The 23,288-nt window shown below is 62.9% G+C and carries 23 protein-coding genes and 10 pseudogenes; 20 read left to right on the top strand and 13 right to left on the bottom strand.

Going from position 1 to position 23,288, the window contains the following annotated elements:
• The first annotated feature begins 98 nt into the window (after positions 1-98).
• From ACHMW6_RS23045 to ACHMW6_RS23010, 8 genes and pseudogenes are all read left to right on the top strand, one after another.
• Complete coding sequence (locus tag ACHMW6_RS23045; RefSeq protein ID WP_395400228.1) at positions 99-272, top strand: LacI family DNA-binding transcriptional regulator; 174 nt, start codon at positions 99-101, stop codon at positions 270-272.
• Entirely contained in the window at positions 203-976 is a 774-nt protein-coding gene (locus tag ACHMW6_RS23040) for a LacI family DNA-binding transcriptional regulator (RefSeq protein WP_395400226.1), read from the top strand. Before ACHMW6_RS23045 ends, ACHMW6_RS23040 begins: the two co-directional genes overlap by 70 nt.
• Before the next feature lie 322 nt (positions 977-1,298).
• Entirely contained in the window at positions 1,299-1,682 is a 384-nt protein-coding gene (locus tag ACHMW6_RS23035; protein ID WP_395400224.1) for a hypothetical protein, read from the top strand.
• A gap of 496 nt (positions 1,683-2,178) precedes the next feature.
• Positions 2,179-2,463 (top strand): hypothetical protein, encoded by a 285-nt coding sequence (locus ACHMW6_RS23030; protein ID WP_395400223.1) that lies wholly within the window; start codon positions 2,179-2,181, stop codon positions 2,461-2,463.
• Between the two features lie 153 nt (positions 2,464-2,616).
• The gene (locus tag ACHMW6_RS23025) at positions 2,617-3,060 is read left to right on the top strand and encodes a hypothetical protein (protein ID WP_395400221.1); all 444 of its coding nucleotides are present in this window, start codon (positions 2,617-2,619) and stop codon (positions 3,058-3,060) included.
• Between the two features lie 484 nt (positions 3,061-3,544).
• Positions 3,545-3,790 carry a hypothetical protein gene (locus tag ACHMW6_RS23020; RefSeq protein WP_395400219.1) on the top strand — a complete coding sequence of 82 codons (246 nt, stop codon included), beginning with the start codon at positions 3,545-3,547 and terminating at the stop codon, positions 3,788-3,790.
• A gap of 297 nt (positions 3,791-4,087) precedes the next feature.
• Positions 4,088-4,225 (top strand): annotated as a pseudogene (locus ACHMW6_RS23015) (serine protease); the annotation flags it as partial.
• Positions 4,226-4,259: 34 nt separating this feature from the next.
• Positions 4,260-4,934, top strand: a complete 675-nt coding sequence (locus tag ACHMW6_RS23010) for a S8 family serine peptidase (RefSeq protein ID WP_395400217.1) — start codon at positions 4,260-4,262, stop codon at positions 4,932-4,934.
• A gap of 221 nt (positions 4,935-5,155) precedes the next feature.
• Here ACHMW6_RS23010 and ACHMW6_RS23005 read toward each other — a convergent pair.
• The 5 genes and pseudogenes from ACHMW6_RS23005 to ompR all read right to left on the bottom strand — a co-directional run.
• Positions 5,156-5,677 (bottom strand): annotated as a pseudogene (locus ACHMW6_RS23005) (pyridoxal-phosphate dependent enzyme); the annotation flags it as partial.
• Positions 5,678-5,765: 88 nt separating this feature from the next.
• Positions 5,766-5,984, bottom strand: a pseudogene (locus tag ACHMW6_RS23000) (pyridoxal-phosphate dependent enzyme); the annotation flags it as partial.
• Between the two features lie 31 nt (positions 5,985-6,015).
• Positions 6,016-6,927 (bottom strand): ATP-binding protein, encoded by a 912-nt coding sequence (locus tag ACHMW6_RS22995; RefSeq protein WP_395408691.1) that lies wholly within the window; start codon positions 6,925-6,927, stop codon positions 6,016-6,018.
• A 39-nt stretch (positions 6,928-6,966) separates the two neighbouring features.
• Positions 6,967-7,256 (bottom strand): annotated as a pseudogene (locus ACHMW6_RS22990) (two-component sensor histidine kinase); the annotation flags it as partial.
• Between the two features lie 192 nt (positions 7,257-7,448).
• Positions 7,449-8,149 (bottom strand): annotated as a pseudogene (gene ompR, locus ACHMW6_RS22985) (two-component system response regulator OmpR).
• A gap of 261 nt (positions 8,150-8,410) precedes the next feature.
• Here ompR and ACHMW6_RS22980 point away from each other — a divergent pair.
• The 7 genes from ACHMW6_RS22980 to ACHMW6_RS22950 all read left to right on the top strand — a co-directional run bounded on the left by ACHMW6_RS22980 (position 8,411) and on the right by ACHMW6_RS22950 (position 12,605).
• Positions 8,411-8,779, top strand: coding sequence for a hypothetical protein (locus ACHMW6_RS22980; RefSeq protein WP_395400215.1), 369 nt, complete (start codon positions 8,411-8,413; stop codon positions 8,777-8,779).
• Between the two features lie 106 nt (positions 8,780-8,885).
• Positions 8,886-9,050: a hypothetical protein gene (locus tag ACHMW6_RS22975; RefSeq protein ID WP_395400213.1), complete on the top strand. Its 165-nt coding sequence runs from the start codon at positions 8,886-8,888 to the stop codon at positions 9,048-9,050.
• A 101-nt stretch (positions 9,051-9,151) separates the two neighbouring features.
• The gene (locus ACHMW6_RS22970; protein WP_395400211.1) at positions 9,152-10,045 is read left to right on the top strand and encodes a flagellar assembly protein A; all 894 of its coding nucleotides are present in this window, start codon (positions 9,152-9,154) and stop codon (positions 10,043-10,045) included.
• A complete protein-coding gene (locus tag ACHMW6_RS22965; RefSeq protein ID WP_395400209.1) occupies positions 10,042-10,383 on the top strand; it encodes a hypothetical protein in 342 nt (113 codons plus the stop codon). Before ACHMW6_RS22970 ends, ACHMW6_RS22965 begins: the two co-directional genes overlap by 4 nt.
• Positions 10,329-10,748, top strand: a complete 420-nt coding sequence (locus ACHMW6_RS22960; RefSeq protein WP_395400207.1) for a hypothetical protein — start codon at positions 10,329-10,331, stop codon at positions 10,746-10,748. Before ACHMW6_RS22965 ends, ACHMW6_RS22960 begins: the two co-directional genes overlap by 55 nt.
• Positions 10,738-11,394, top strand: a complete 657-nt coding sequence (locus tag ACHMW6_RS22955) for a hypothetical protein (protein WP_395400205.1) — start codon at positions 10,738-10,740, stop codon at positions 11,392-11,394. The genes ACHMW6_RS22960 and ACHMW6_RS22955 overlap by 11 nt, the downstream gene beginning before the upstream one ends.
• Positions 11,316-12,605, top strand: a complete 1,290-nt coding sequence (locus tag ACHMW6_RS22950) for a flagellar assembly protein A (RefSeq protein WP_395400203.1) — start codon at positions 11,316-11,318, stop codon at positions 12,603-12,605. The genes ACHMW6_RS22955 and ACHMW6_RS22950 overlap by 79 nt, the downstream gene beginning before the upstream one ends.
• Here the strand turns inward: ACHMW6_RS22950 and ACHMW6_RS22945 are convergent.
• Together ACHMW6_RS22945 and ACHMW6_RS22940 are read right to left on the bottom strand one after the other, a co-directional pair.
• Positions 12,598-12,774, bottom strand: a complete 177-nt coding sequence (locus tag ACHMW6_RS22945) for a hypothetical protein (protein WP_395400201.1) — start codon at positions 12,772-12,774, stop codon at positions 12,598-12,600. The genes ACHMW6_RS22950 and ACHMW6_RS22945 overlap by 8 nt on opposite strands.
• Entirely contained in the window at positions 12,771-13,697 is a 927-nt protein-coding gene (locus ACHMW6_RS22940) for an HDOD domain-containing protein (RefSeq protein WP_395400199.1), read from the bottom strand. Before ACHMW6_RS22940 ends, ACHMW6_RS22945 begins: the two co-directional genes overlap by 4 nt.
• A 131-nt stretch (positions 13,698-13,828) precedes the next feature.
• On the opposite strand from ACHMW6_RS22940, the gene ACHMW6_RS22935 reads away from it, so the two are divergent.
• Positions 13,829-14,344, top strand: a complete 516-nt coding sequence (locus ACHMW6_RS22935) for a chemotaxis protein CheW (RefSeq protein WP_395400198.1) — start codon at positions 13,829-13,831, stop codon at positions 14,342-14,344.
• A 50-nt stretch (positions 14,345-14,394) separates the two neighbouring features.
• Here the strand turns inward: ACHMW6_RS22935 and ACHMW6_RS22930 are convergent.
• From ACHMW6_RS22930 to ACHMW6_RS22915, 4 pseudogenes are all read right to left on the bottom strand, one after another.
• Positions 14,395-16,370: pseudogene (locus ACHMW6_RS22930) on the bottom strand (ATP-binding cassette domain-containing protein).
• A gap of 97 nt (positions 16,371-16,467) precedes the next feature.
• Positions 16,468-17,356, bottom strand: a pseudogene (prmB, locus tag ACHMW6_RS22925) (50S ribosomal protein L3 N(5)-glutamine methyltransferase).
• An 8-nt stretch (positions 17,357-17,364) separates the two neighbouring features.
• Positions 17,365-18,496: pseudogene (gene dapE / locus ACHMW6_RS22920) on the bottom strand (succinyl-diaminopimelate desuccinylase).
• Between the two features lie 5 nt (positions 18,497-18,501).
• Positions 18,502-18,851 (bottom strand): annotated as a pseudogene (locus tag ACHMW6_RS22915) (ArsC family reductase).
• Positions 18,852-19,149: 298 nt separating this feature from the next.
• On the opposite strand from ACHMW6_RS22915, the gene ACHMW6_RS22910 reads away from it, so the two are divergent.
• Genes ACHMW6_RS22910 through ACHMW6_RS22900 form a run of 3 tightly spaced genes read left to right on the top strand, consistent with a single transcriptional unit; the run spans position 19,150 to position 20,291 of the window.
• Positions 19,150-19,416 (top strand): hypothetical protein, encoded by a 267-nt coding sequence (locus ACHMW6_RS22910; RefSeq protein WP_395400196.1) that lies wholly within the window; start codon positions 19,150-19,152, stop codon positions 19,414-19,416.
• Entirely contained in the window at positions 19,385-19,636 is a 252-nt protein-coding gene (locus tag ACHMW6_RS22905; RefSeq protein WP_395400194.1) for a hypothetical protein, read from the top strand. The genes ACHMW6_RS22910 and ACHMW6_RS22905 overlap by 32 nt, the downstream gene beginning before the upstream one ends.
• Before the next feature lie 25 nt (positions 19,637-19,661).
• Complete coding sequence (locus ACHMW6_RS22900; protein WP_395400192.1) at positions 19,662-20,291, top strand: hypothetical protein; 630 nt, start codon at positions 19,662-19,664, stop codon at positions 20,289-20,291.
• Between the two features lie 102 nt (positions 20,292-20,393).
• On the opposite strand, the gene ACHMW6_RS22895 is transcribed toward ACHMW6_RS22900, so the two are convergent.
• The gene (locus tag ACHMW6_RS22895) at positions 20,394-21,374 is read right to left on the bottom strand and encodes a bile acid:sodium symporter family protein (protein ID WP_395400190.1); all 981 of its coding nucleotides are present in this window, start codon (positions 21,372-21,374) and stop codon (positions 20,394-20,396) included.
• 379 nt (positions 21,375-21,753) lie between these two features.
• Here ACHMW6_RS22895 and tolB point away from each other — a divergent pair.
• A pseudogene (gene tolB, locus ACHMW6_RS22890) lies at positions 21,754-23,020 on the top strand (Tol-Pal system beta propeller repeat protein TolB).
• 2 nt (positions 23,021-23,022) lie between these two features.
• On the opposite strand, the gene ACHMW6_RS22885 reads toward tolB, so the two are convergent.
• A complete protein-coding gene (locus tag ACHMW6_RS22885) occupies positions 23,023-23,259 on the bottom strand; it encodes a hypothetical protein (RefSeq protein ID WP_395400188.1) in 237 nt (78 codons plus the stop codon).
• Between the last annotated feature and the right edge of the window lie 29 nt (positions 23,260-23,288).

Raw genomic sequence — 23,288 nt, 5'->3', positions numbered from 1 at the left:
AAGTTAAACGTTTAACCGAAGTATATCGGAAATTTTTTGCGAGTCAATCGCTTCTCCAGCGTGTTAAGATCGGCTCCCAAACCAACGGACCTATAACAATGAAGAAAACCGTTTCCACGATTCGCGATGTAGCAGCTGCTGCGGGCGTCTCGACCGCCACCGTGTCCAAGTTCATCAACGGGACGCAGCGTTCTCACCGGCCGTGGAAGCGAAGATCGAACAGTCCATCAAGCAATTGGGCTACCGCTCTAACCCGATGGCGCAGTCCATGATTACGGGGAAGACGAAGACGGTCGGCCTGGCCGTGCTGGACATCGCCAATCCCCATTTCTCCAGTATCGTCAAGGGCGCCAACCGCGTCGCGCAGGCGCACGGCTATACGCTGCTGCTGGTGGACACGGAAGAAAATCCGGCCGCGAGCGCCAAGTTGCTGGAAGCCCTCGAGCCGCCGCGTGGACGGCATGATCATCTTCACGCGTATGCAGGAAAGCGAAATGGACTGGCTGGTGGAGCTGGATCATCCGCTCGTCATCTTCAGGCAAGCTGGAACACATCCAGCTGCCTACCGTCGCCAGCGACGATTTCCCGCGGCGGCTCATGGCAGCACGCCACCTGGTCACGCAAGGCAGGCACAAGCGCTTTGCCTATATGGGTTTCCCCCAGGTCGCGCCGCGATGCGGAGCGCATGGGGCGGCGTCGCGATTGCCTGCTGGCGCATGGCATGGAGCTGGCCGTGCTTGAGGCGGCCCAGCCTTCCGCCGCGGAAGGGGAGCGCCTGTGTTCGACCATCATGCTGGGCGCCGAGCATCCAGATGCGCTCATCTGCTGCAACGACCTGATGGCGCTGGGCTTCATGAAGGCCGCGCAGACCCTGGGTTTCCGCCTTCCGGCCGATATCTCGGTCGCGGGCTTCGACAATATCCAGTACGGTGACTTACACCTCACCCGCACTGACTTCGGTCGACCTGCAAAGTGAGCGCATGGGCATGGCGGCGATGGAGAAGATCGCTTGCCATCATCAATGGCAAGGATGTCGATCACTTTCACGGTGATCAACCCGCAGCTGGTGCTGCACGCTTCGACCATGCGGGGGCCAACTGAGGCCGGTCGGCCTCGCATACCGCAAAGACCACTTTACCTTTTCCGCAAACTCCACTACCATCAGGTTAAACGTTTAACAAAGGCGTAAATAATGATCAGAGCGGCGGAGGCTCGCAAGCCGCTGGCCGCAATCGTGTGATCGCGCTGGCCAGCACAAGCGTGCAGGCGCAGGTTCAGGCGCCGGCGCCGATGAACCGTTGTCGTCCAGGCACAATGCATACGGCCAGCTCGAATACTTCTTCGATCTGCTGGTGAAGGAGAAGGAAGGACTGGTCATCGACGGCTCGGCGCCGTTCAAGAGCGGCGACAAATTCCTGCCCGGGAGGATCGCCGCAGCGCCTCGGCTATATTTGCTGACGCATATGGATAAAGGCGATCCGCGCCTGTCGCAGCGCCTGGCCGATTACCGCGCCATCGCGGAGCCTTGCCTTCGGCGTGGACGAGCAATCACACCTCGGGGCATCTACTACTATCTCGGCGCGCTGTACCGCCTGAAGCAGGCGGGCTTGCTGGAGCAGGCGGTGAGCCCGCGGGAGAGCGCTGGCGAAGCTGCGCGAGAAGCTGGATCTGGCGCCATTTAGTACCGCCAGCCGGAGTGCGGGAGCTGATCAACCTGCCGACCAATTACTTACGGCGTGGCCTTCAGCATCGCACGCCTGCGTATGCTGCTGGGATGGGAGGATGACAGCACGTCCAGGGTCCTGATGGACAAGATGCTCAAGCGCTACGCAGCCTGTCGGGCCAGTACGGCTTCAGCGACGAAACGGCCGGCAAAGGGCATTTCGACCGTTACAGCATCCTGCTGATTGCGGAGATTTGCGAGCGTTACGTGGAGACGGGCCTGGAAGTCACGCCGGACCTGAAGGCCATGCTGCGCAAGGCTGCAACGCTGGCGCTGAATGTCGCCAATTCCAAGGGGCAGGGCTGCAGTTTCGGCCGCAGCCTGGGGCCGTATGGCGAAACGGCGATGCTGGAGATCCTGTCCATCTCCGGCTACCTGGGCGTGCTCACGCCGGAGGAGAAGGATGCGCTTACGCCTACTCTTCGCGCATCGCGCAGCGCTGTATGGATGCGTCGATGCAGCTGCGCTCCGTCGATATGTGGAACCAGGGGCGCCGCACGGACGCTTACCGCGGCAAGCACCGCATCCTCGGCGAGAATTTCTCGCTGCTGCATCAGCTGATCTTCACCAATGAGCAGTGGAATATGGCCGGCATGGAGGACAAGGCGCCGCGCCAGGACCTGCAAGCCTGGCTCGATCGCACGCAGCCGCGCTTCAGCCTGACCACGTATGCAAAGGGTGAATACGACCGCGCGCTGGCCGTTTATCGGGACAAGGGACATGTGTCAGCCTGTCCATGATCAACGGCGGGGCGGGGAGCACGCGAACAGTCCTTATTACCCGCTGCCGTTTGCGCCGGGGCTTGTGTCCGGCGTGGCGGACAGCGGCGCTGCGCATCCGCAGCTGCTGCCCAAGTTCACCATGGCCGACGGCAGCGAGCTGCTGGCCACGGCGTGGATCAAGGATCTCGGACCAGCGCAGGACGGGCAGCGCTACACGTCAGCTATCGGCAGGATGAAGCTGGATCGCCTCGGCAAGGGCGCGCCGCAGAAGATGCGCGCATCCGCGTACAGACCGAGTACACGCTGGAGCCGGGTCGCATCGTGCGCAAGGATGTCTACACACCGCAGGGCGGCCAGGAGGTCAGGCGCCTGTCGCTGGAGTTCGGCTCGTTCTCCTCGGCCGGGCGCGCGGACGGCAACACGGTGCGCTTTGGCGAGGGCGATGTAACGGAATTCAGCGTGGAAGGGCTGCAGGGCTGCACCGTAGCGGCTACGGACGGCAACGATGGATGGAAGGCGCCCTATGGCGCGATGCGCAGCGTGGTCAGTCGCACCAGCGGCGCCTTCACGATGGACAAGCCCCTCACCGTCACCTGGAGCTTGCGCTACCGCTGAGCCGACGCTTCAATTTCGCTACTGTTGCGGACGTGGCGTATGTGAGTTTGCGAGAGATTGTCGGTTAAAAACCGGGCGCACAATTGTCAGGCTGTAGATGGCGCTGAAGTGCTCACGAGGCACTTTGGCAGGTCACTAATTTGCCCAAACGAGGGGTGCATAGCATACCAATATCAGGTCGCAGGCCAAACCGTCACTCTGGAAGAGCAGAACAATCTGGTAGCAGTACGATTCACCGAGCCCGCGCCGCATAGTGCGCGGGCGAACCTGGCGCGGCGCGCCGGCGCGGACTTCAGCGATCGCTTTGAAGTCCCTAACGAAAAATTTACCGTGCTGAAGACAGACACAGGACGATGATGAATCGGGGCCCATAGCGCAGAGGATTGAGCAGCAGGCGCCTTCCGATGATTCCGCCCGCGCGGGTGCTGCGCACCACGCCCGTGTTCAGGCTGGGCGATGTCAACGTGCTTGCCACAGACCGCGTGTGATCGGCCTGAAGGACCACGACAAACAGCCGTCAGCGCTGCTGAAGAAATACAAAACCACCGACATCGAATCGCGCGGCAACGGCGAATTCACCGTGCACCTGGCGGAAGATGTCGATCCCCTGCAGGTCGCCCAGGAGTTGGCGGGCCAGCCCCAATTTGCCTACGCGGAGCCGGACTTCGTCAGACATCGGCTTCGATTCGGCCCTCAAGCATTCTTCCGACGTCAACGTGCCCACCGCTGAAACGGAGGAACTCCAGGACCCGGCTTTGTATGACGATGCGCCGGCCGGCGGGCATCTCGAACCTGCCCAATGACCTGACCATCGATATCCGGGAACGGGTTGGGGCATCCGCATGTAAAGCGGGAATACCCGCGTGACCATTAATGGCGCCGGACAGCTTGCGAGCCTCAATCAGCGGGCGCCAGGTGCGCAGGGCCTGCCGCCCAACTTCCCGCCGGTGCTGCAGCCCATTCCATTCCCGCCGGTACAGCTGCCGGTGCGCCGCTGTTCGACCCGCTGCTCGGGCAGCAGTATGCGATGACGCTGATCAAGGCCAGCAGGCGTGGAAGTGCGTGCGCGGGCAGCCAGGCCATCAAGATCGCCATCCTGGATGAAGGTGTCGATACGAGGCACGAGGACCTCAAGCACGCCATCGTCGGCGGCTATAACGGCTGCGATAACGACAACTACCAGGAACCCAATGCCTGGGATGGGCACGGCACCGCCTGCGCGGCCTGGCCGCGGCGACGCCGACAACCTGAAAGGCATCCGCGGCGTGGCCGGAGGGTGCTCGCTGCTGGCGGTGCGTATCGCATACTCCAACGGGCCAAACAGCGGCTGGGTCACCACCAACGGTGTGATTGCCCGCGCGGTCGACTGGGCCTGGCAGCACGGCGCCGATGTGCTGAGCAACAGCTGGGGTGGCGGGGCGCCGTCGAATGCGATCATCCTGGCCTTCGAGCGCGCACGTATCCTGGGCCGGCAGGGCAAGGGATGTGTGATCGTGGTCGCTGCGGGCAATGGCTCGGGGCCGGTCTCTTTCCCGGCGAAGCTGCCCAACGTGCTGGCCGTTTCCGCCACCAACGAGAAGGACGAATTCAAGACCAAAACCAGCAGTGATGGCGAGTACTGGTGGGGCTCGAACTTCGGTCCGGAAGTCGATATCAGTGCGCCGGGCGTGCAGAACTACACCACGGATCATGGGCGGGCGGCTACAACCAGGCGGGGCCATTACTACTCGAAGTTCAACGGGACGTCGTCGTCCACGCCGCTGGTGGCGGGTGCGGCTGCATTGCTGCTCAGTGCAAATCCCGGCTTGACGGAAGCGCGCGTCCGCCAGATCCTGTGCAGCACGGCCATCAGGTTGGTCCATACCCATACGTGAACGGCCGCAACGACCAGTATCGGCCACGGGCGCCTGAACGTGCACGGGCGGTCCGCAAGGTCTGCCCCTGCCCATAGCTCATGAAGAAGTAAGGTTCTTCTCGCAGCCAGTCGGGTTGAACAGCCGGGCCGCGTAAATGCCGCCGCGGTCACACAGGAGGGTACAATGGTATGGCCCGGCCCTAGCTGGCGCGCCAGTTCGGCGGCGGCGGCGACGTCGATGCCGCTGCTGCCGCCAACATACAGGCCTTCCTCGCGCAGCAGGCGATAGACCATGTTCACGCAAGTCTGATCATCGATGCGCAAGGCATCGTCGATAACGGCGCCTTCCAGGTTCGCGGTCACGCGGCTATTGCCGATGCCTTCCGTGATCGAGCTGCCTTCGCTGACCAGCTGGCCCGTCTTCACATAGCTGTATAAGGCACTGCCATAAGGATCGGCCAGCACGATGCGCACGCGCGGCTTCTGCTGCTTCAGGTAGCGCGACACGCCCGCCAGTGTACCGCCGGTACCCACTGCGCACACGAAGGCATCCATATGCCCGCCCGTATCGCGCCAGATTTCGGGACCGGTGGTGTGGTAATGGGCATCGCGGTTGGCGGTATTGTCGAACTGCCGGGCCCAGATGGCGTTGGGCAGCTCTTCGGCCAAGCGTCCCGCGACCTTCTGGTAATTGCCGGATTGGCGTAAGGGACGGCGGGCACGGGACGCACCTCGGGCGCCGAGGGTGCGCAACAGGTCCATCTTTTCGGGCGACTGCGTTTCCGGCAATCACGATCACACAGCGGTAGCCGCGTGCCGCACACAGATGGGCGAGGCCGATGCCGGTATTGCCGGCCGTGCCTTCGACCACGGTGCCGCCCGGGCGCAGCGCGCCGGACGCTTCGGCCGCTTGCAGGATGGCCAGGGCCGCGCGGTCCTTGACCGACCCGCCGGGATTGAGGAACTCCGCCTTGCCCAGGATATTGCAGCCCGTTTCTTCGGACAGCCGGGTCAGGCGGATCAGCGGCGTATTGCCGATCGTTTCAGCGAAACCGTGGCGGACGTTCATGGTGCACCTCCGCCTTCCACTGCTCAGCACTTCAGGCGATGGCGGGCAGGGTAATCCTGAATTCCAGGCCGCCGCCATCGCGGTTGGCCAGGTGCAGCTCGGCGCCGTGGCGCTGCAGCACGCGGTCGACAATGGCCAGGCCGAGGCCGGCCCCGTTGGCCTGGCTGCGCGCGGTGTCCAGGCGGGTGAAGGGTTTCAGCAGCTGGCCAATCTGCTCTTCCGGCACGCCCACGCCATGGTCCTGGACCTCGACAATGACCCGCTTGGCCGTGTGCATGCCCTTGACGCTGCAGCGGATGTCGATCTCGGCCACGTCGGTGCCCGGCGTCTTGCCGTAGCGGCGCGCGTTCTCGACCAGGTTGTTGATCACGCGCTTCAGGTCCGTCGAGTTGCCGAGGATGTGGCAGCGGTCGGACAGTTCGGTGTTGACCTTCACGTCCGGCAGACGGCTCGCCTCGTGCGCCGTTTCATCCAGCAGGGCGCCCATGTCCACATTGATGAAGCTGGAGGCTTCGGTCGGTTTCGCATAGTCGAGGAACTGGGCGATGATGGCGTCCATCTGCGCGATATCGGACTGCATGCCTTCGCGCGCCTCGTTGCTCAGGCGGGCCATTTCCACTTCCAGCTGCATGCGCGCGAGCGGCGTGCGCAGGTCGTGCGAAATGCCGGCCAGGATCACGGCGCGGTCGGACTCCAGCTGCGCCAGGTCGTCCACCATCTGGTTGAAGCTGCGGTTGGCCTGGCGGATTTCGCGCGGACCCTGTTCCGGCAGGGGATCGGGACGGCGTCCCTGGGCGATGGCGGTGGCGGCGGCGGCCAGGCGTTTCAGCGGCAGGTTGATCAGGCTGGAAATCAGCGCCGCGCCCAGCAGGGACACTAGCGACACCACGCCGGCCCAGCCCAGCCACTGCACCGGCCCTTGCAGACGCTCGCGTTCCAGCATCAGCCAGTAGCGGTCATCGTCGATCTTGAAGCTGACCCAGAAACCGGGGACATCGTTGACGGCGCCGAAAAGCGGGTGTCGGCGCCCAGCTTGGCCTGCACGATGGCGGCGATGTCCGGCATCAGGCCATTGTCTGTCGGGGGATCGACCTGGTCGGTGTCCTCCATCGGGAACACGCGGATGCCTTCATTCGATACCAGTTCGAACAGCAGCTCGCGCCGCAGGTCGGGCGCGGAGTGGGTGAGGGCGGCGCGGGTGATGGTGACCACCGAAATCACTTGCGCGGCGGTCTGCTGCGCCTGCGGCTCGCGCTGCACGAGGCTGATCATGCCGATCCAGGCGGACATGCTCAGGGTGGTCAGGACGCTGAGCAGCAGGAAGGTGCGCCAGAATAGGCCGCTGCGGAACCAGTTGAGGCGGGGGAGGCGCATTTTTCATTTGGTGTTATCGGCGGAGCATGGACGGCGGAGTCGATGATCCGCCATACGCGGCGGTGGTGAATCGAACCGCCGCGGCGCGGGTTATCGCGGCTGTCCCTCCGGGATAAACACGTAGCCCAGGCCCCATACGGTCTGGATATACAGCGGGCTCGATGGATCCGGTTCGATCAGCTTGCGCAGGCGGGAGATCTGCACGTCCAGGCTGCGGTCGAACACTTCGTATTCCCGGCCGCGAGCCAGTTCCATCGAGCTTCTCGCGCGAGAGCGGCTGGCGCGCATGGCGGGCGAACACTTTCAGCACCAGAATTCGCCCGTGGTCAGCGGCACGGTTTCGCCGTTCTTCTTCAGGGTGCGCGTGCCCAGGTCCAGCACGAACTGGCCGAACTCGAAGATTTGCGGGGTCTCGGAAGGAGCGCCGGGATTTCGTCCGGCTGCTTGCGGCGCAGCACGGCGCCGATGCGGGCCACCAGTTCGCGCGGGTTGAAAGGCTTGGGCAGGTAATCGTCCGCACCCATTTCCAGGCCGACGATGCGGTCCACATCCTCGCCCTTCGCGGTCAGCATGATGATCGGGGTCTGGTCGCCGGCGCCACGCAGGCGGCGGCAGATGGACAGGCCATCTTCGCCCGGCAGCATCAGGTCCAGGACCAGCAGGTCGTAGCGCTCGCGCAGCCACAGCTTGTTCATGGCCGTGGCGTTTTCCGCCGTGACGACGTTGAAGCCTTGTTCGGTCAGGTAGCGGCGCAGCAGGTCGCGCAGGCGCACGTCGTCGTCCACCACCATGATCTTGGCCGCGTGGCCATGCTGGTTTGCCGGCGCGGTGTTGCCGGATTCCGGAGAAGTGTTGGTCATAAGACTATCGCAATTGTCAAAAACTATGTCGCTATGGTAACGTCTTAACGCCCGAGGGAATACCCCCGCACAAAGGCATTACACATTGTTACAAACTTTACCCCCTGTCTATTACAGTGCCGGGTAAAGCCGCATACACTGCGGTCATAGAAGTAAAGCTTATACCAGATGGCAGTAAGACGAGGAACGGCAATGAACGAGGCAGTCAACCCGATGAAGAGCAAGGCTGGTGTGGTCGCCGCGTCGATCGCCGCATGCTGCTTCCTATGCTGCTCCTTGCTGGCCGCGAGCGCCCTGGCCGCTGGTGATCCTCCCAACAATCCCCCCGCCCAAAAAGAGCGCAACTCGCGTGATTACCGCGACAGCCGCTGGGGCGATGCGCGCGACCCGCGCTCTTTCGAAGCCCGCGCCGAAGAACAGCGGCGTATGATGGAAGAGAGCAGCAATAACGCCGAAATGAATCGCCGCATCGGCCGCATGACGCCCGATGAACGTCGCGACCTGCGCCGCCAGATTAATGAGGCGGGCCAGGAAGTGTATGCTTTGCCCCCAAGACGTTAATTGCTTCGACAGAAAATCTCAACAGTTTTCATGTTTTGCGTGTAATATTGATTGCTCGCAAGACATTGCTTTGCCATGTGTGCAAGATGGCAGCTGGAGGGTTTTTATGTCGCAAGACGGCCTACAAATGGAAGGTTTGCTCGGCAGGGACGATGGCGTCTATCTGGACGCACGCCTCGCCACGCCTGCTTTGCTTTCCACCGTCGACCGCGTGTTCGCCTCCGGCCATTTGCTGGCGGGCCTGAACTATCCGCCTTCAGCAAGCTGCTAGTATGGCGCGGGGCCTGAGCTGCCGCCGCATCCGGAGATGCTGGTGCGCGTGGCCGACCGTGTGCAGCCCTTCGATCCCAAACGCAAAGCCCTGTACCGGCCGTGAAAATCGTGGACGGCGATGCCGAATACTTCTTCGAGCCGCAGTTCCTCGAAGCGGAAGAACTGTCTGATGGGACGCTGCTGCCGGAGCGGCCGGTGTCCCTGGACTTCGATGAATTCGTGGCCGATTTGTGGAGCAAAGGCGTGCGCTTCGGCCTCCAGGAGGCGGCGGTACGGGCTGCGATGGCCAATCCGCGTGGCGAACGTACAGAACAGCTGCGCGCCGGCTGGAACCCCTCTCCGGCCATCGATGCTCAGGTCGTGGAAGTGTCGCGCGACCTCCATCGCAGCAATGCGCCGCGCGAAAGGTCCGATGGACGCGTGGACCTTACCAGCTTCCAGAACCGCTTCCCGCAAATGAAGCACGGCCAGCGCCTGCTGCAGAAGCTGCCCGGTGCGCCGGGCGAGCAGGGACGCGAGATATCGGGCGCGCCAATCCCGCCCAATCAGCCGGCGGACGTGAACTTCAGCCGCTACGCCGGCGCGGGCACGCTGATCGTGCGCGAACCCGAGGGCGAATTCCTGGTCGCGAACCAGGACGGCTTCCTGAATGTCGATACCAAGAGCGGCCAGATCTCCGTCAGCGAGAAGATCGTGAGTCGCGAAGGCGTCAGCGGCCGCACCACGGGCAACCTGGAGCTGATGGGCGCCTTCGAGGAATTTGGCGACGTGCAGGAACTGCGCGACGTGATCGGCAGCGACATCACGGTCCACGGCGATGTGTACGGCAATATCAAATCCAGCGGCGGGGCGGTGGTCCTGGGCCGCAACCTCGTTGGCGGCAGCGTGGCGAGCGCCGGCGGCACCATCCGCATTGTCGGCGTGGCCTCCGGCTCCAGCATCCAGTGCCCTGGCGGCGAAGTGCGCATCGAAGGCCGCGCCAGAGCTGCGTGATCACGGGCTCGAAGATCGTGATCGCCGAGGCGTCCAACTGCGAGATCTTTGGCGACGAGGTGACCATCGAACTGGCTGTGGGCTGCGCCGTTTCCGGCCGCCGCGTGGAAATCGAAAGCGCGGGTCCGCGCAGGAACAGTGAGATGCTCGTATACGTGCAGGTGAAGGACGTCAGCGGCCATGACAAGGAACTGGCCGCGCTGGCCGAGCAGGATGCTGCGCTGGCAGCGGAACTGGACAAGCTGAAAACCGAGCATGCCGCGCGCTGGCGGCGCAGGCGGAAGTGCGCACCTATCTGGCGCTGGCCGATCGCCTGCGCAAGGGCGAGCTGCAGCTGACGCCAGCGCAGGTACCGCAGTTGAAGAAGCTGGCGTCTTCGGTGGCGCCGCAGATGAAGCAGGTCGGCATCCTGATCCAGGCTATCAAGACAGCTGAAGTCAGGCAGGAACAGGCAGCCAAACGGCGCGGCGAACTGGAAGCGCTCAAGCGCGACGCGGCGGCCCGCTCGTCCTGCACGATCAAGATGGTGGATGGAGATACGCTGGTGCGCACCATCCCGCTCACCGATGCGGCGGCTGCGGCGTATGACTTGCCGTCCAAGGACTACAAGGCCATGCTGCGCGGGCCGAGGCTGGATAGCGAGACACTGTTCACGGACAGCAGCGGCGCTGTGAACTGGCACGGGGGCGCAAGTGTTTCATGATGCTTCAGCGGCCGGCCAGTCTACGGGCGAGCTGCCCTCATCACTGGTCCAGCGCGAAGACGAAATTTATTTCAAGGCCGATGCGCCGGCAGCGCTGCTCCAGGCGGCGGTTAACCAGGTGTATCTGTCCAGCGCTTACTTCTCCGGACTGGATTATGGCGTGTTCCTGCGCGCGCTTTACAATGCCGGCCCTGAGCTCCCGGATGGCATCAAGGGCCAGCCGCTGCTGCGCTTTGCGGACAATATCCTGCCATTCAACCCTGACCGGCGCGACCTGTACAAATCCGTGCGCATCGTGAACGGCGAGGCGGAGTATTACTTCGAGCCGGTGTTCGTTGAAGTGGAGGGGCAGGCTGCCCAGCAGGCGCAGCTCGATTTCGGCGAGTTCGTGGCCGATATGTGGGTCAAGGGCATACGCTTCGGCATCGATGCGCCGGTCGTGAAGGAAGCCATCGCTTCCGGCAAGCCGGTGCGGCTGGTGGTGGCGCGCAAGCTGCCGCCCGCACCGGGGCGCGACGCGGCCATCGTCGAAGTCTCCGAGACATCCACCGCTCGAACGCGCCGCGCATGCTGGCCAATGGCCGCTTCGATCTGCACACTTTCCAGAACCGCTTCCCGCAGGTGCCGGCCCGCACCCGGCTGCTGAAGAAGGAGCCGCCGACGCCGGGCGTGCGCGGCTTCGAGCTGTCCGGCATCGTGCTGGAGCCGCCGGCGCCGCGCGACCTGGAGATGTCCAGCGTGGCCGGCGAGGGCACGGTGGTCGAGCATATCGATGGCGACGATTACCTGGTGTCCTCCGTGGAAGGCTTCCTGAACGTGGACAGTTCGTCGAAGCGCATTTCGATCGGCCCCAAGATCATCAGCCGCGAAGGCGTGAGCGTGCGCACCACGGGCAACCTGCAATTGAAGGGCGAGTTCGAGGAATTCGGCGACGTGCAGGAACAGCGCCTGGTCGAAGGCCTGAACATCACGGTGCATGGCGATGTGTTCGGCAACATCAGTTCGCGCGGCGGTTCGATCTCGCTGCAAAAGAACCTGATGGGCGGCTCGGCCAGCAATGCGGATGGCGATATTCGCGTCAAGGGCGTGGCCTCGGGCGCGGTCGTGCAGACGAAGAATGGCGAGGTGGTGCTGAACAAGGCGCAGAATTGCGTGATCACAGGCACCCGCGTGGTGATAACGGAAGCCTACAACTGCGAGATCATGGCGGACGAAGTGCTGATCCGCGTCTGCGAAGGCTGCGCGGTCGCGGCGCGCAAGGTGGAGATCGAGAATGCAGGCCCGCGCAAGCAGGCCGAGATGCTGGTGCATGTGCTGGTGCCGGATACGGTCAAGTACGACCAGAAGATGCAGGAGCTGCGCCAGAAGGCGGCGCAGTTCGCAGCGCAGGCCGACAAGCGACAGGCGGAGCTCGATGCGATCACCGGCGAACCGGATGTGCGCAATTACCTGACGCTGGCGAGCAAGGTGCGCAAACAGGAGGTGGCGCTGACGGCGGAGCAGCTGCCGCTGTTCGAGAAGATGGCGGTGCAGGTGGGGCCTTCACTGCGCGTTGTCGGCAAGCTCTCGCTGGCGGTAAAGGAAGCGCGCGTGCAGCAGCAACAGATGGAGGAGCAGGTCGCGCTGGTGCAGAAGCAGAAGCTGAGTGTGATCGGCACGGCGCGCTGCACGATACGCCATATCACCGGCGATACGGTGGTGCGCAAGACGGTCTTCAATCCGGACCTTGGGCCGGCCTACCATTACACGCCGAAGGAAGTGAAGGCGCGGCTGCGGGCGGCCGTGGCTGCGGATGCGCCGCTGTTCAGCGGGGCTTTTGGCGCGGTCGACTGGAGCGCGACCGCGGACCTTAACTGATCGCGGACAGCGCGGCGTAGCAGGGCATGGCGCCCAGCGGCAGGCGGTCGAACAGGTTGCCTTCCATTTCGTCGATGGCGCCGTGTTCGGACGATAGTTTGATCTTTCCCAGGTAGTCGCCCAGCGCGAGCACGCGCCCCATCGGCGACAGTAGGGCGCCTTTTCTCATTTCGTCCTGTTCGCGGATCGCGTCCACGATGGTGGACGGAAGCGCCACTCTTCAGCGATGCCGGCCGAGATCAGTCGGCCCAGGCGCGCCAGGCGGGCGCAGAAGATGGTGCTGCCCAGCGAACGGCTTTCGCCCGCCACCTGGTCCATCAGGCGCAGCGCCGTTTGCAGGCCGGCGTTCTGCACGAGCCCAGCGAGGAAGGCTTCGAATGGATCGGCGCCGAATTCGGGCGCCAGCATGCGGCACGCCACGGCGGCGCGCTCGGACTGCTCCCAGATGCGCGGCGCTAGCAGCTTGGTGTAATAACCGGAGTTCAGGTCGATGATGGGGCGGAAGGCGACGGACGTGATCAGCTGGCGCAAGCCTTCCTGTCCGATCACGATCACCGCGTGCTCCACGCTGCCTATCGTTGCGGCTTCGCCGCCGGGCTGCTTGATGGCGTTGCTGGCGAGGCGTGTGACGGCGGCTACCAGCACTACGTCGCTCGAGATTTTCCTGGCGATCTCGGCGCCGGCGAAGTTTTCGCTGCGCAGGGTTTGCAGCAGCTGGGGAATCAGGCCGGGCATACGGCGCAGCATGTCGGCGGCGGTACGGCCGTTGCTTGCGGCATCCTCAAGCTGCTTCAGCACGCGGGCTTCGGCTTCGTTCAGGTCCAGCTGGTCTTCGTGCTGGAGGGCGAAGAGCCAGTGGTTGAAGGCTGTGTTGACCAGGTCGCGCTGTGCGAAATCGGGGCCGCCTTCGGTCGCTGGCGATAGCTGCGCGGCGGGCGCTGCCAGCGGCACGTCTTGCGCCGCCGCGGACCAGTCGGCGGACAGCGCGCCGGCAGGAGCGGATTCCGCGCGCGCGGAGGACGCTGGGAGCCCGGCGGCTGTGGCGGGGCCGGATGCGTGGCGGGCTAGCAGGCGCCTGAGCCATTCGTACATTGCTGTGGTTTCCCCTGAGGACAGTCTTGGCCGCATTGTAGCCCAGGCGGCAATGATTGAGGCCGCTCAACGCAGGCAGTGTTGCATAACGGTACGATGATTCAGCCACATGCTGCGAAGAAAGGATCATCATGCAATCGACTAAGCCAGATCGCGCGCCGGTCGTGGATACCGGGCTGCGGCAATACCTGACCTTCCGTCTCGGCGGCCTTGAATATGCGCTGGATTACGACCGCGTGCGGGAACTGCGTCCACTGAAGTCGCTCGAACGGGTCGCGTCGGGCGGAGAACTGGTGCCTGGCGTGGCCTTGTCGCACGGGATGATCATGCCGATCGTCGACATGCGCGTAGCGTTCGGACCGCGTCCGCCGCAGCATGATCCGCGGACGGATGTCATCATTCTCAAGCTTTCCACCTGTGTGATGGGCATGGTGACTGATGGCGTGAGCGATATCGTTACGCTGGCGCCGGAAGAGATCTTGCCGTTCGGGAGCGTGGGCAAGGATGTGGATTATTTGCTCGGCATCGGCGCGCAGGGCGCGCGGCGCATGATCGTACTCGACATCGACAAACTGATGGCGATAAAGGCAGCGCAACTACGGCGGGCCTCGGCGGCCCCCATACGATCCGCCCTACGCGCCGGCTGACAGCATGCGTCACGATACAGCGTAGGGCGGATCGTTTTGATCCGCCGTGCTTATGCCGCCAGCGCCTCCAACTGTTCGTGCAACTCCAGCCACTCCATCTCCAGCGCCTCCAGCTCCTTCGCGCATTCGACCTGGTCCGCCAACAAAGTCTTGAGCTTAGGCTTGTTCTCCGCATCATAGATGGCAGGATCGCCCAGCGCCGCATCGATATCCGACTTCTGCGCGCCGCGCTTGGCCATCAGATCTTCGACCTTCTTCAGCCGATTCTCCAGCGGCTTGCGCTGGGCGGACAGGCGCTGGCGCTGCTCCGCTTCCAGGCGCTTCTGCTCCTTGCGGTCCGCCGCCGACACCGGCGCGGCTTCCGCGCTCGCTTCGGCCCCGTTGCCGCCGGCTGGCGCAGACGCTGGAGCCGCGCCAGGCGCCGGCTTGGCCAGCTTGGTCTGGAACAGCCAGTCCTTATAGTCATCGAGGTCGCCATCGAATTCGCGCAGGCGTCCGCTCTCGACGATGATGAACTGCTCGGTGGTGGCGCGCAGCAGATGGCGGTCGTGCGACACGACCACCAGCGTGCCCTCGAACTGGGCCAGCGCATCGGTCAGTGCTTCGCGGGTTTCCAGGTCCAGGTGGTTGGTCGGTTCGTCCAGCAGCAGCAGGTTAGGGCGCTGCCACACGATCAGGGCCAGCGCCAGTCGGGCTTTCTCGCCGCCGGAGAAAGGCGCGATCTTGCTGGTCACCATATCGCCCGGGAAGTTGAAGCTGCCGAGGAAATTGCGCAGCTCCTGTTCGCGCGTGGTCGGCGCCAGCTTCTGCAAGTGCCACAGCGGCGACTCCTCGTGACGCAGCATCTCTACCTGGTGCTGGGCGAAGTAGCCGATGATCAGGCCCTTGCCGGTGGTGGCCTTGCCGGCCAGCGGTTCCAGGTCGCCCGCAATGGTCTTGATCAGCGTCGACTTGCCGGCGCCGTTCACGCCCAGCAGGCCGATACGCTGGCCCGTCTGCAGCGAGAAGTTGATGCTGCGGACGATCAGCTTGTCGCCCTGGTCGGTGTGATAGCCGGCATCCACGTCTTCCATCACCAGCAGCGGATTCGGCGCCGACACTGGGTCGCGGAACTCAAAGGAGAATTCAGCGGCCGCGCGCAGCGGCGCCAGTTCTTCCATCTTCGCCAGCTGCTTCATGCGGCTCTGTGCCTGGCGCGCCTTGGTGGCCTTGGCCTTGAAGCGGTCGATGAAGGATTGCAGGTGGGCGCGGGCGCGCTGCTGCTTCTCGATGGCGGCCTGCTGCAGCACCAGGTGCGCGGCGCGCTGGCGCTCGAAGGCGGAGTAGTTGCCCGAGTAGCGTTTCAGCTTGCGGTCGTCGATGTGCACGATCACGTTCACGATCTCGTCGAGGAAATCGCGGTCGTGGGAAATGATGATCAGCGTGCCGGGATAGCGTTTCAGCCAGTCTTCCAGCCAGATGATCGCATCCAGGTCCAGGTGGTTGGTCGGTTCGTCCAGCAGCAGCAGGTCGGACGGCGACATCAGCGCCTGCGCCAGGTTCAGGCGCATGCGCCAGCCGCCCGAGAAGGAGGCCACGGGCTGCTGCATCTGCTCCAGCGTGAAGCCGAGGCCCAGCAGCAGCTGTTCGCCGCGCGATTGCGCCGTGTAGGCGTCGGCATCGGCCAGCTCCGTGTGGACATGGGCGATGGCGATGCCGTTGTCGTGCGACTCCGGCAGCGCTTCCAGGCGCGCCAGTTCGGCCTGCAGTTCGCGCAGGTGCACGTCGCCGTCGATGGCGTAGTCGAGGGCGGCGCGCGGCAGAGGCGGCGTTCCTGCGCAACGTAGGCCATGCGCCATTTGGCGGGGAAGTCGATGCTGCCCTGGTCCGGATGCAGTTCGTCGCGCAGCATGGCGAACAGGCTCGATTTGCCGGCGCCATTGGCGCCGATCAGGCCGATCTTGTCGCCAGGGTTCAGGGTCAGGTCGGCGCCTTCCAGCAGCGGCTTCAGGCCGCGCATCAGGCTTACGTTGCTCAGTCTAATCATGGGTAGATTTAAAACCAGAGGCTTAAACCAGGTGTCTGCCACGATGTGGCAGACACCAGCTTCATGCCGTGGGTTTTCAAAGGATCATGCGGCTCGCTTAAATCTTCAGTTGATCCGCAGTCAGCAGGAACACCATATCATCGCCCTGGCTGGTGGTCAGCCAGGTCAGGCCCAGATGGCCGAAGGCCGCTTCCGCGAATTCCTTCTCGTTGCCGATTTCAACGATCAGCAGCCCATCGTCGGTCAGGCGTTCGGCAGCGCCGGCGATGATCTTGCGCACCAGGTCCATGCCGTCCGCGCCACCATCGAGGGCGAGTTGCGGTTCGTGCAGGTATTCCTGCGGCAGCTTCTTCATCGAACCCGAATTCACGTACGGCGGATTGGTGATGATCAGGTCATACTTCTTCGGCTGCAGGTTGGAGTACAGGTCCGACTGGACCAGCGTCACGCGGTCTTGCAGGCCGTAAGTGTCCACATTGCGCTTCGCCACCTCTAGCGCGTCACCAGAAATATCGACGGCGTCGACCGCCGCATCCGGGAATGCATCCGCCATCATGATGGCGAGGCAGCCCGAGCCCGTGCACAGTTCGAGGATGTTCGAAAATGCCTTCCGGCTCGTTGACCCATGGCGCGAAGTAATTCGGGATCAGTTCCGCGATATACGAACGCGGCACGATGGTGCGCTCGTCCACGTAGAAATTGTAGGTGCCCAGCCAGGCTTCATTGGTGATGTAGGCGGCCGGCACGCGCTCGGTGGCGCGGCGCTCGATCACGGCCAGCACCTGCTGCACTTCTTCCGGCTGCAGGCGCGCATCGAGGAAGGGGTCCAGCTTGTCCAGCGGGAGCTTCAGGGTGTGCAGGATCAGGTAAGCCGCTTCGTCGAAGGCTTCGGCGCTGCCGTGGCCGAAGAACAGCTTGGCCGTGTTGAAACGGGTGACGGCGTGGCGCAGCAGGTCGCGCGGCGTGGTGTACAGGGTGGTGTCCATTGTTATTCTCAGCGCAGGAGGTTTTCGAGGGTGCGGCGATAGATGTTCTTCAGCGGATCGATGAAGCGCACCTCGACATGTTCGTCGATCTTGTGGATGCTCGCATTCGGGGGGCAAATTCTATCACCTGGGGGCAGATCCGGGCGATGAAGCGGCCGTCCGAAGTGCCGCCGGTGGTGGAGAGTTCCGTGTCCACGCCCGTTTCGTCCTTGATCGCCTCGCAGATCGCGGTGCTCAGCGTGCCGCGTGGGGTCAGGAAGGGCAGGCCGCTCAAAATCCATTCCAGATCGTATTCGAGGCCGTGCTTATCCAGGATGGCGTGCACGCGCTCGCGCAGGCTTTCGTGCGTGCTGGCGGTGGAGAAGCGGAAGTTGAAGTCGATATGCAGCTCGCCCGGGATCACATTGTTCGCGCCCGTGCCGCCCTTGATGTTCGACATCTGCCAGGACGTGGGCAGGTAGTACTCGTTGCCTTCGTCCCAGACTTCGGCCACCAGCTCGGCCAGCGCGGGCGCGGCCATGTGGATGGGGTTCTTTGCCAGTTGCGGATAAGCGATGTGGCCTTGCACGCCCTTGATATTCAGGTTTGCCGGACAGGCTGCCGCGGCGGCCGTTCTTGATCATGTCACCCAGCGTCTGGGCGGACGTCGGCTCGCCGACGATGCAGTAGTCCAGAGTTTCGCCGCGTTCCTTCAGCTTGTTGCAGACGACGACCGTGCCGTCCGTGGCCGGGCCTTCTTCATCGCTGGTGATCAGGAAGGCGATCGAGCCCTTATGGCCGGGATGGGCCGCGATGAATTCCTCGCAGGCCACCACCATGGCGGCGATGGAGGTTTTCATGTCGGGCCGCGCCGCGGCCATACAGCTTGCCGTCGCGGATCGCGGGCAGGAAGGGCTCGGAGGTCCACTTCTCGACCGGGCCTGTCGGCACCACGTCGGTGTGGCCGGCGAAGACCAGCAGCGGGCTTTCCGTGCCCTTGCGCGCCCACAGGTTGGTAACGTCGCCGGAGACGATGGTCTCGCACTTGAAGCCCAGTGGTTCTAGCAACATGATCAGCTGGTCCTGGCAGCCCTTGTCCTCGGGCGTGACGGATTCGCGGCCGATCAGTTTTTCAGCGAGGAGAAGGGTGCGCGATTCCATGGCGCTCACAGGCCGAAGATCTGGCGGTATTGGGCGTCCGAGAAGCCGACGTGGCTGCCGTTCGCGCGCTGCAGCACGGGGCGCTTGATCACGGACGGATTTTCCAGCATCAGCGCGATGGCGCTGTTGGCATCGACGATTTGCGCCTTGCGCTCGTCGCTGCGGGCGCGCCAGGTCGTGCCCTTTTGTTGACCAGCACTTCCCAGTCCACGCTATTCAGCCAGTGCTTCACCTGTTCTGCGGTCAGGCCCTGCTTCTTGAAGTCATGGAAGTTGAAGTCCTGCTGCTGGTCAGCGAGCCAGGTGCGCGCTTTCTTGACAGTGTCGCAGTTGGGGATGCCGTAGAGAGTAATCATTGGGTTATGTGATCAGGTGCATGGCCGCTGCGGCCGAAGGACGACATTATATCCCGGTGTACCATCCTCCTCACCGGGGAATTGGCGGCGCCCGCTGGGCAGGCGTTGGGCGGTAGCGCCCCTAAATTGCCGCAGCGAAACGTGTACATTTTGTCGCCGACTTCTAACAACGGGCAACACTGTTAAATCGCTCGCTTCAGCGCGAAAACTTGTTGTCCCGTATCAAAATGCGCGCACGATTGAAAACACGATTGACCCTAGCTGATGAGCTGGGAAATACTGGCCTTCCCGACTGACTTTGATCTCGAAAGCCATGGCAACTGTCTCCCAAGTTCGCAGCACCACTCTTTCCGGCCTTAACCACATCGACGCCTTGCTCGGCAATCTGCCAAACTGGAATTACCAGACCGGCAGCGGCAACACCCTGTATTACACTTTTTCCGTCAGCAGTGGCACTGAAGGCGGCAACGCCGCGCTGCTGAGCGGACCGTCCCGCATTCAGCGCTTCGCAACAGGCGGCTGCCCGCAGCGCCATGACCTATGTGTCCAAGCTGACCGGCATTAATTTTGTTGAAACCGCTACCGGTTCGTCGGCGCAAGTGCACTTTGCCAACGCGAACATCAACGGCTCCAACACGACCGGCCTCACCAGCTCCAAGTACAGCTATTCCTACATGGGCGACCAGACGGTGACGAAGTTCGCCGCCCAGTCCTTCGTTTATCTGGACAATAAGGAATGGGCTGGCATGGAACGCCAACCTGAGCGCAGGCACCCAGGGCTATGAAACCCTGCTGCACGAAATCGGCCACATGCTGGGCCTGAAACATTCGTTCGAAGGCACCGTTCGACTGCCGTCGGCGCAGGAGAATACCAACTACACGCTGATGTCCTACACCCATGCGGGCGGCGTGCACTCGACCTTCAGCGAGTACGACGTGGCTGCGTTGAAGTGGCTGTACGGCGGCGATGGCCTGGCCGGCAACTACGGCGTGAACTCCACCACCGGCGGCCGTTATTTCACCGGCACCAGCCTGGCTGATACGCTGACCGGCACTTCCGTGGCAGACAAGCTGGAAGGCGGCAAGGGCAACGACGTGCTGAACGGCGGCGGCGGCCTCGATACGGCAGTCTTCAACGGCCTCAGCTCCGCTTACACCGTGCTGCGCACTGGCACTTCGACCTGGAACGTGACCGGCGCCGATGGCGCGGACAAGTTAAGCAATATCGAACTGCTACAGTTTGCGGACAAGACGATTACCCTGAGCACCACGCCGCTGACCGGCGCGGCCGCCGCGTCGGCCTCGACTTCCGTGATCACTGCCCCCGTGACCAGCGGCGCCGACGTCGCCTACGCGTCCGACTCGCACCCCCACGGCCACGACGACTTCGTCCAACTGATCGGCCACCGCGGCCACATCATCGACCACAGCATCGCCTGATCGCCCCTCCGCGCGCCGCCGACGCCATAAGAACCCACGGCCCAAAGCAGGTGTCTGCCACATCGTGGCAGAGCACCAGTTCACGCCTCTGGTTTTAGCAAGCTACCCCTCCCGCGCAAATTTTTGCGCCAGCACCGCACAAACCATCAGCTGAATCTGATGAAACAGCATCAGCGGCAAGATCACCATCCCGAGCGAGCCCGAAGCAAACAGCACCTTCGCCATCGGCACCCCGCTCGCCAGGCTCTTCTTCGACCCGCAGAACACAATCGTCACCTCATCCTCGCGGCTAAACCCGAAACGCCGGCTCAACCACGCAGTCGCCGCCAGCGCGACAGCCAGCAGCAAGCAGCTCACCATCACCAGCGCCACCAACGACGACAACGGCACCTTATGCCAAAGTCCGCCCGTGACCGCGTCACTAAAGGCCGTATAAACCACCAACAGAATCGACCCCTGGTCCACGAACTTGAGCATCGACTTGTGCCCGTCGATCCACTTGCCGATTGCTGGACGCAGCAGCTGTCCCGCAACGAAGGGCAGCAGTAGTTGGTAAACAATCGGCAGCACCGTATCCGCCGCACTGCGCCCCGCTACAGAACCTTTAACTACCAGCGTCCCAACCAGCAACGGCGTAAAGAAGATCCCCAGCAGGCTCGATGCTGACGCGCTGCACACGGCCGCAGCCACATTACCTTTGCCCATCGCCGTAAAGCCAATCGACGATTGCACCGTCGACGGCAGCATGCACAGGAAAAGGATACCCACATACAGCTCGGGCGCCATCACGGCCAGCGCGAGCGGCTTGATCATCAGTCCCAGCAAGGGAAACATCACGAAAGTGCAGCTCAGGACCAGCAGGTGCAGGCGCCAGTGCGTCAGGCCCGCGACAATCGCCTCGCGCGGCAGCTTCGCGCCGTGCAGGAAGAACAGGGCGCCGATGGCAAAGGCAGTGAACTGGCCGAATCCAACCGCCACCGCGCCAGTGCAGGGCAGGATGGTGGCAATGGCAACAGTTATCAGCAGAGCGAGGGTGAAACTGTCAGGCAGGAGGCGTTGTACGGGGGCGGGGATTGCAGGCATCTGGCCATTTTATCAGCGGCCTTGCCACCGCGCTTGAGCCGCCTCCGGCCCCTTGGCCGCGCCGCTGGCAAGGGTATGCAAAATCCCGACCCGGTCTAAAGCACTCTAAATCGATCCGTTTCGATCCAATTCGGTCCCAATTCTGGATCCGAAAGTCTAAAACAGCCCCAAAAATGAGAGCCAAAGTCTAATTCGCTCTGGTTTTCACCGCCAAAAGACTAAATTGAACTACTTTCCCGTTCCATGCTCCAATTTTTAGACTCTTTTCGGCTGGCGCGTATCCCGATACACTGGGCTGTAGCGCTACCAAAGGAAAATGGCGGCACGGTAGGAACGCCGACCTACCATCGACTCCAAGCTGAAGGAAAAATGCCCCGATATGAAAAAACTAAATCTGTTACCCATCGGTCTGGTAATCGCCGCCATCACAGGCAACCTGCACGCCCAGATGCGGATTGAGATTTCCGGCGTTGGCAGCAACCAGATCCCGGTGGCCGTGGCCGGCTTTGCCAACGAAGGCGTATCGCCGCAGAAGATTTCCGAAGTCATCAAGGCCGACCTGGAGCGCAGCGGCGCCTTCAAGATCATCGACGCTGGCGTCATCAACGACGTCAACAACATCGACTACAGCGGCTGGAAAGCCAGGGGCGCCGACGCACTGGTGGTCGGCACTGTCGACGCCTTAGCCGACGGCCGCTACGACGTGCGCTACAAGCTTCTGGACACCATCAAGCAAACCAGGATCTCCAACCTGGACAAGTCCGTTACCGCCCAGTTCACCCGCCTGTCAGCCCACCTGATCGCCGACGACGTGTACTTCAAGCTGACCGGCACCCGCGGCGTGTTCTCGACCCGCCTGTCCTACGTCAAGCAGGAAGGCCGCAACCACTTGCTGATGGTCGCCGATGCCGACGGCGAGAACGAACTGCTGGCGCTGCGCTCGAACGAATCGATCATCTCTCCATCGTGGTCGCCGGATGGCACCAAAGTGGCCTACGTGTCGTTCGAGCAAAAAAAGCCCGTGATCTACGTGCAAAACCTGATCACCCGCGCCCGCACCGTGGTGGCAAATGAAAAAGGCAACAATTCGGCGCCTGCCTGGGCGCCAGGCGGCGATAAGCTTGCGGTGGCGCTGTCGAAAGACGGCCACTATCAGGTCTACACCGTCAACGCTGATGGCAGCAACCTGCGCCGTATTTCCAACAGTGCCGGCATCGACACCGAACCGCGATGGTCGTCGGACGGCCAGAGCATTTACTTTACGAGCGACCGTAGCGGCGGCCCGCAAATCTACCGCATGAACCCGGATGGTAGCGACGCCAAGCGCCTCACCTTTACAGGTAGCTTCAACACCAGCCCGCGCATCTCGCCCGACGGCAGGACGCTCGGCTTATATCTCACGCCGTGACGGCAACTACCAGCTGTTCGTGCTGGATCTGGCCAGCGGCCAGGAGCAGCGTCTTTCCGACGCCACCGACGACGAATCTCCCAGTTTTGCCCCCAACGGCAAATACATCATGTATGCCACCCGCGCCGGTGATCGCAAATCGCTGGCTGTGGTCTCAGTGGACGGCCGTGTAAAACAACTCTTGACCACTCAGGCAGGCAATATCAAGGAGCCAGCCTGGGGACCATTCATGCAATAGCGCTACTTGCGAAGCTCGTCCAGAATTATTGACGCGGCGCGTTCAGCTTCTGCCTCGGCAACGTGCTGATCCAGAAAGGTGAGGTCAGCTGAAACGCGTCGTTTGGGGCAAACATTATTCATGTGCATCGGGTTCGCGGAGGGAGCGAATATGGAAACGTACGCTCCCCATTGCGCGGTGCCCTCCAGCTTTTCGCCCGTAAACTCCACCTCAAAGCCATCTATGCTTTTAGTTGGCATTTTCTCTCCAGTGTTCCGCGTAAGGGCAA

It is taken from the genome of Pseudoduganella sp. UC29_106, from assembly GCF_044055365.1.
GTDB lineage: Bacteria > Pseudomonadota > Gammaproteobacteria > Burkholderiales > Burkholderiaceae_D > Rugamonas.
This window is presented reverse-complemented; position numbering and strand designations above follow the sequence as displayed.

Bases quoted from the DNA above. Each gene is read 5' to 3' on its own strand.
- ACHMW6_RS23045 (WP_395400228.1), top strand. From the start codon at position 99: ATGAAGAAAACCGTTTCCACGATTCGCGATGTAGCAGCTGCTGCGGGC.
- ACHMW6_RS23030 (WP_395400223.1), top strand. From the start codon at position 2,179: ATGCAGCTGCGCTCCGTCGATATGTGGAACCAGGGGCGCCGCACGGAC.
- ACHMW6_RS23010 (WP_395400217.1), top strand. From the start codon at position 4,260: ATGGGCACGGCACCGCCTGCGCGGCCTGGCCGCGGCGACGCCGACAAC.
- ACHMW6_RS22995 (WP_395408691.1), bottom strand. From the start codon at position 6,927: ATGCTGGAACGCGAGCGTCTGCAAGGGCCGGTGCAGTGGCTGGGCTGG.
- ACHMW6_RS22980 (WP_395400215.1), top strand. From the start codon at position 8,411: ATGAACGAGGCAGTCAACCCGATGAAGAGCAAGGCTGGTGTGGTCGCC.
- ACHMW6_RS22975 (WP_395400213.1), top strand. From the start codon at position 8,886: ATGTCGCAAGACGGCCTACAAATGGAAGGTTTGCTCGGCAGGGACGAT.
- ACHMW6_RS22950 (WP_395400203.1), top strand. From the start codon at position 11,316: ATGCTGGCCAATGGCCGCTTCGATCTGCACACTTTCCAGAACCGCTTC.
- ACHMW6_RS22945 (WP_395400201.1), bottom strand. From the start codon at position 12,774: ATGAGAAAAGGCGCCCTACTGTCGCCGATGGGGCGCGTGCTCGCGCTG.
- ACHMW6_RS22940 (WP_395400199.1), bottom strand. From the start codon at position 13,697: ATGTACGAATGGCTCAGGCGCCTGCTAGCCCGCCACGCATCCGGCCCC.
- ACHMW6_RS22935 (WP_395400198.1), top strand. From the start codon at position 13,829: ATGCAATCGACTAAGCCAGATCGCGCGCCGGTCGTGGATACCGGGCTG.
- ACHMW6_RS22905 (WP_395400194.1), top strand. From the start codon at position 19,385: ATGACCTATGTGTCCAAGCTGACCGGCATTAATTTTGTTGAAACCGCT.
- ACHMW6_RS22900 (WP_395400192.1), top strand. From the start codon at position 19,662: ATGCTGGGCCTGAAACATTCGTTCGAAGGCACCGTTCGACTGCCGTCG.
- ACHMW6_RS22895 (WP_395400190.1), bottom strand. From the start codon at position 21,374: ATGCCTGCAATCCCCGCCCCCGTACAACGCCTCCTGCCTGACAGTTTC.
- ACHMW6_RS22885 (WP_395400188.1), bottom strand. From the start codon at position 23,259: ATGCCAACTAAAAGCATAGATGGCTTTGAGGTGGAGTTTACGGGCGAA.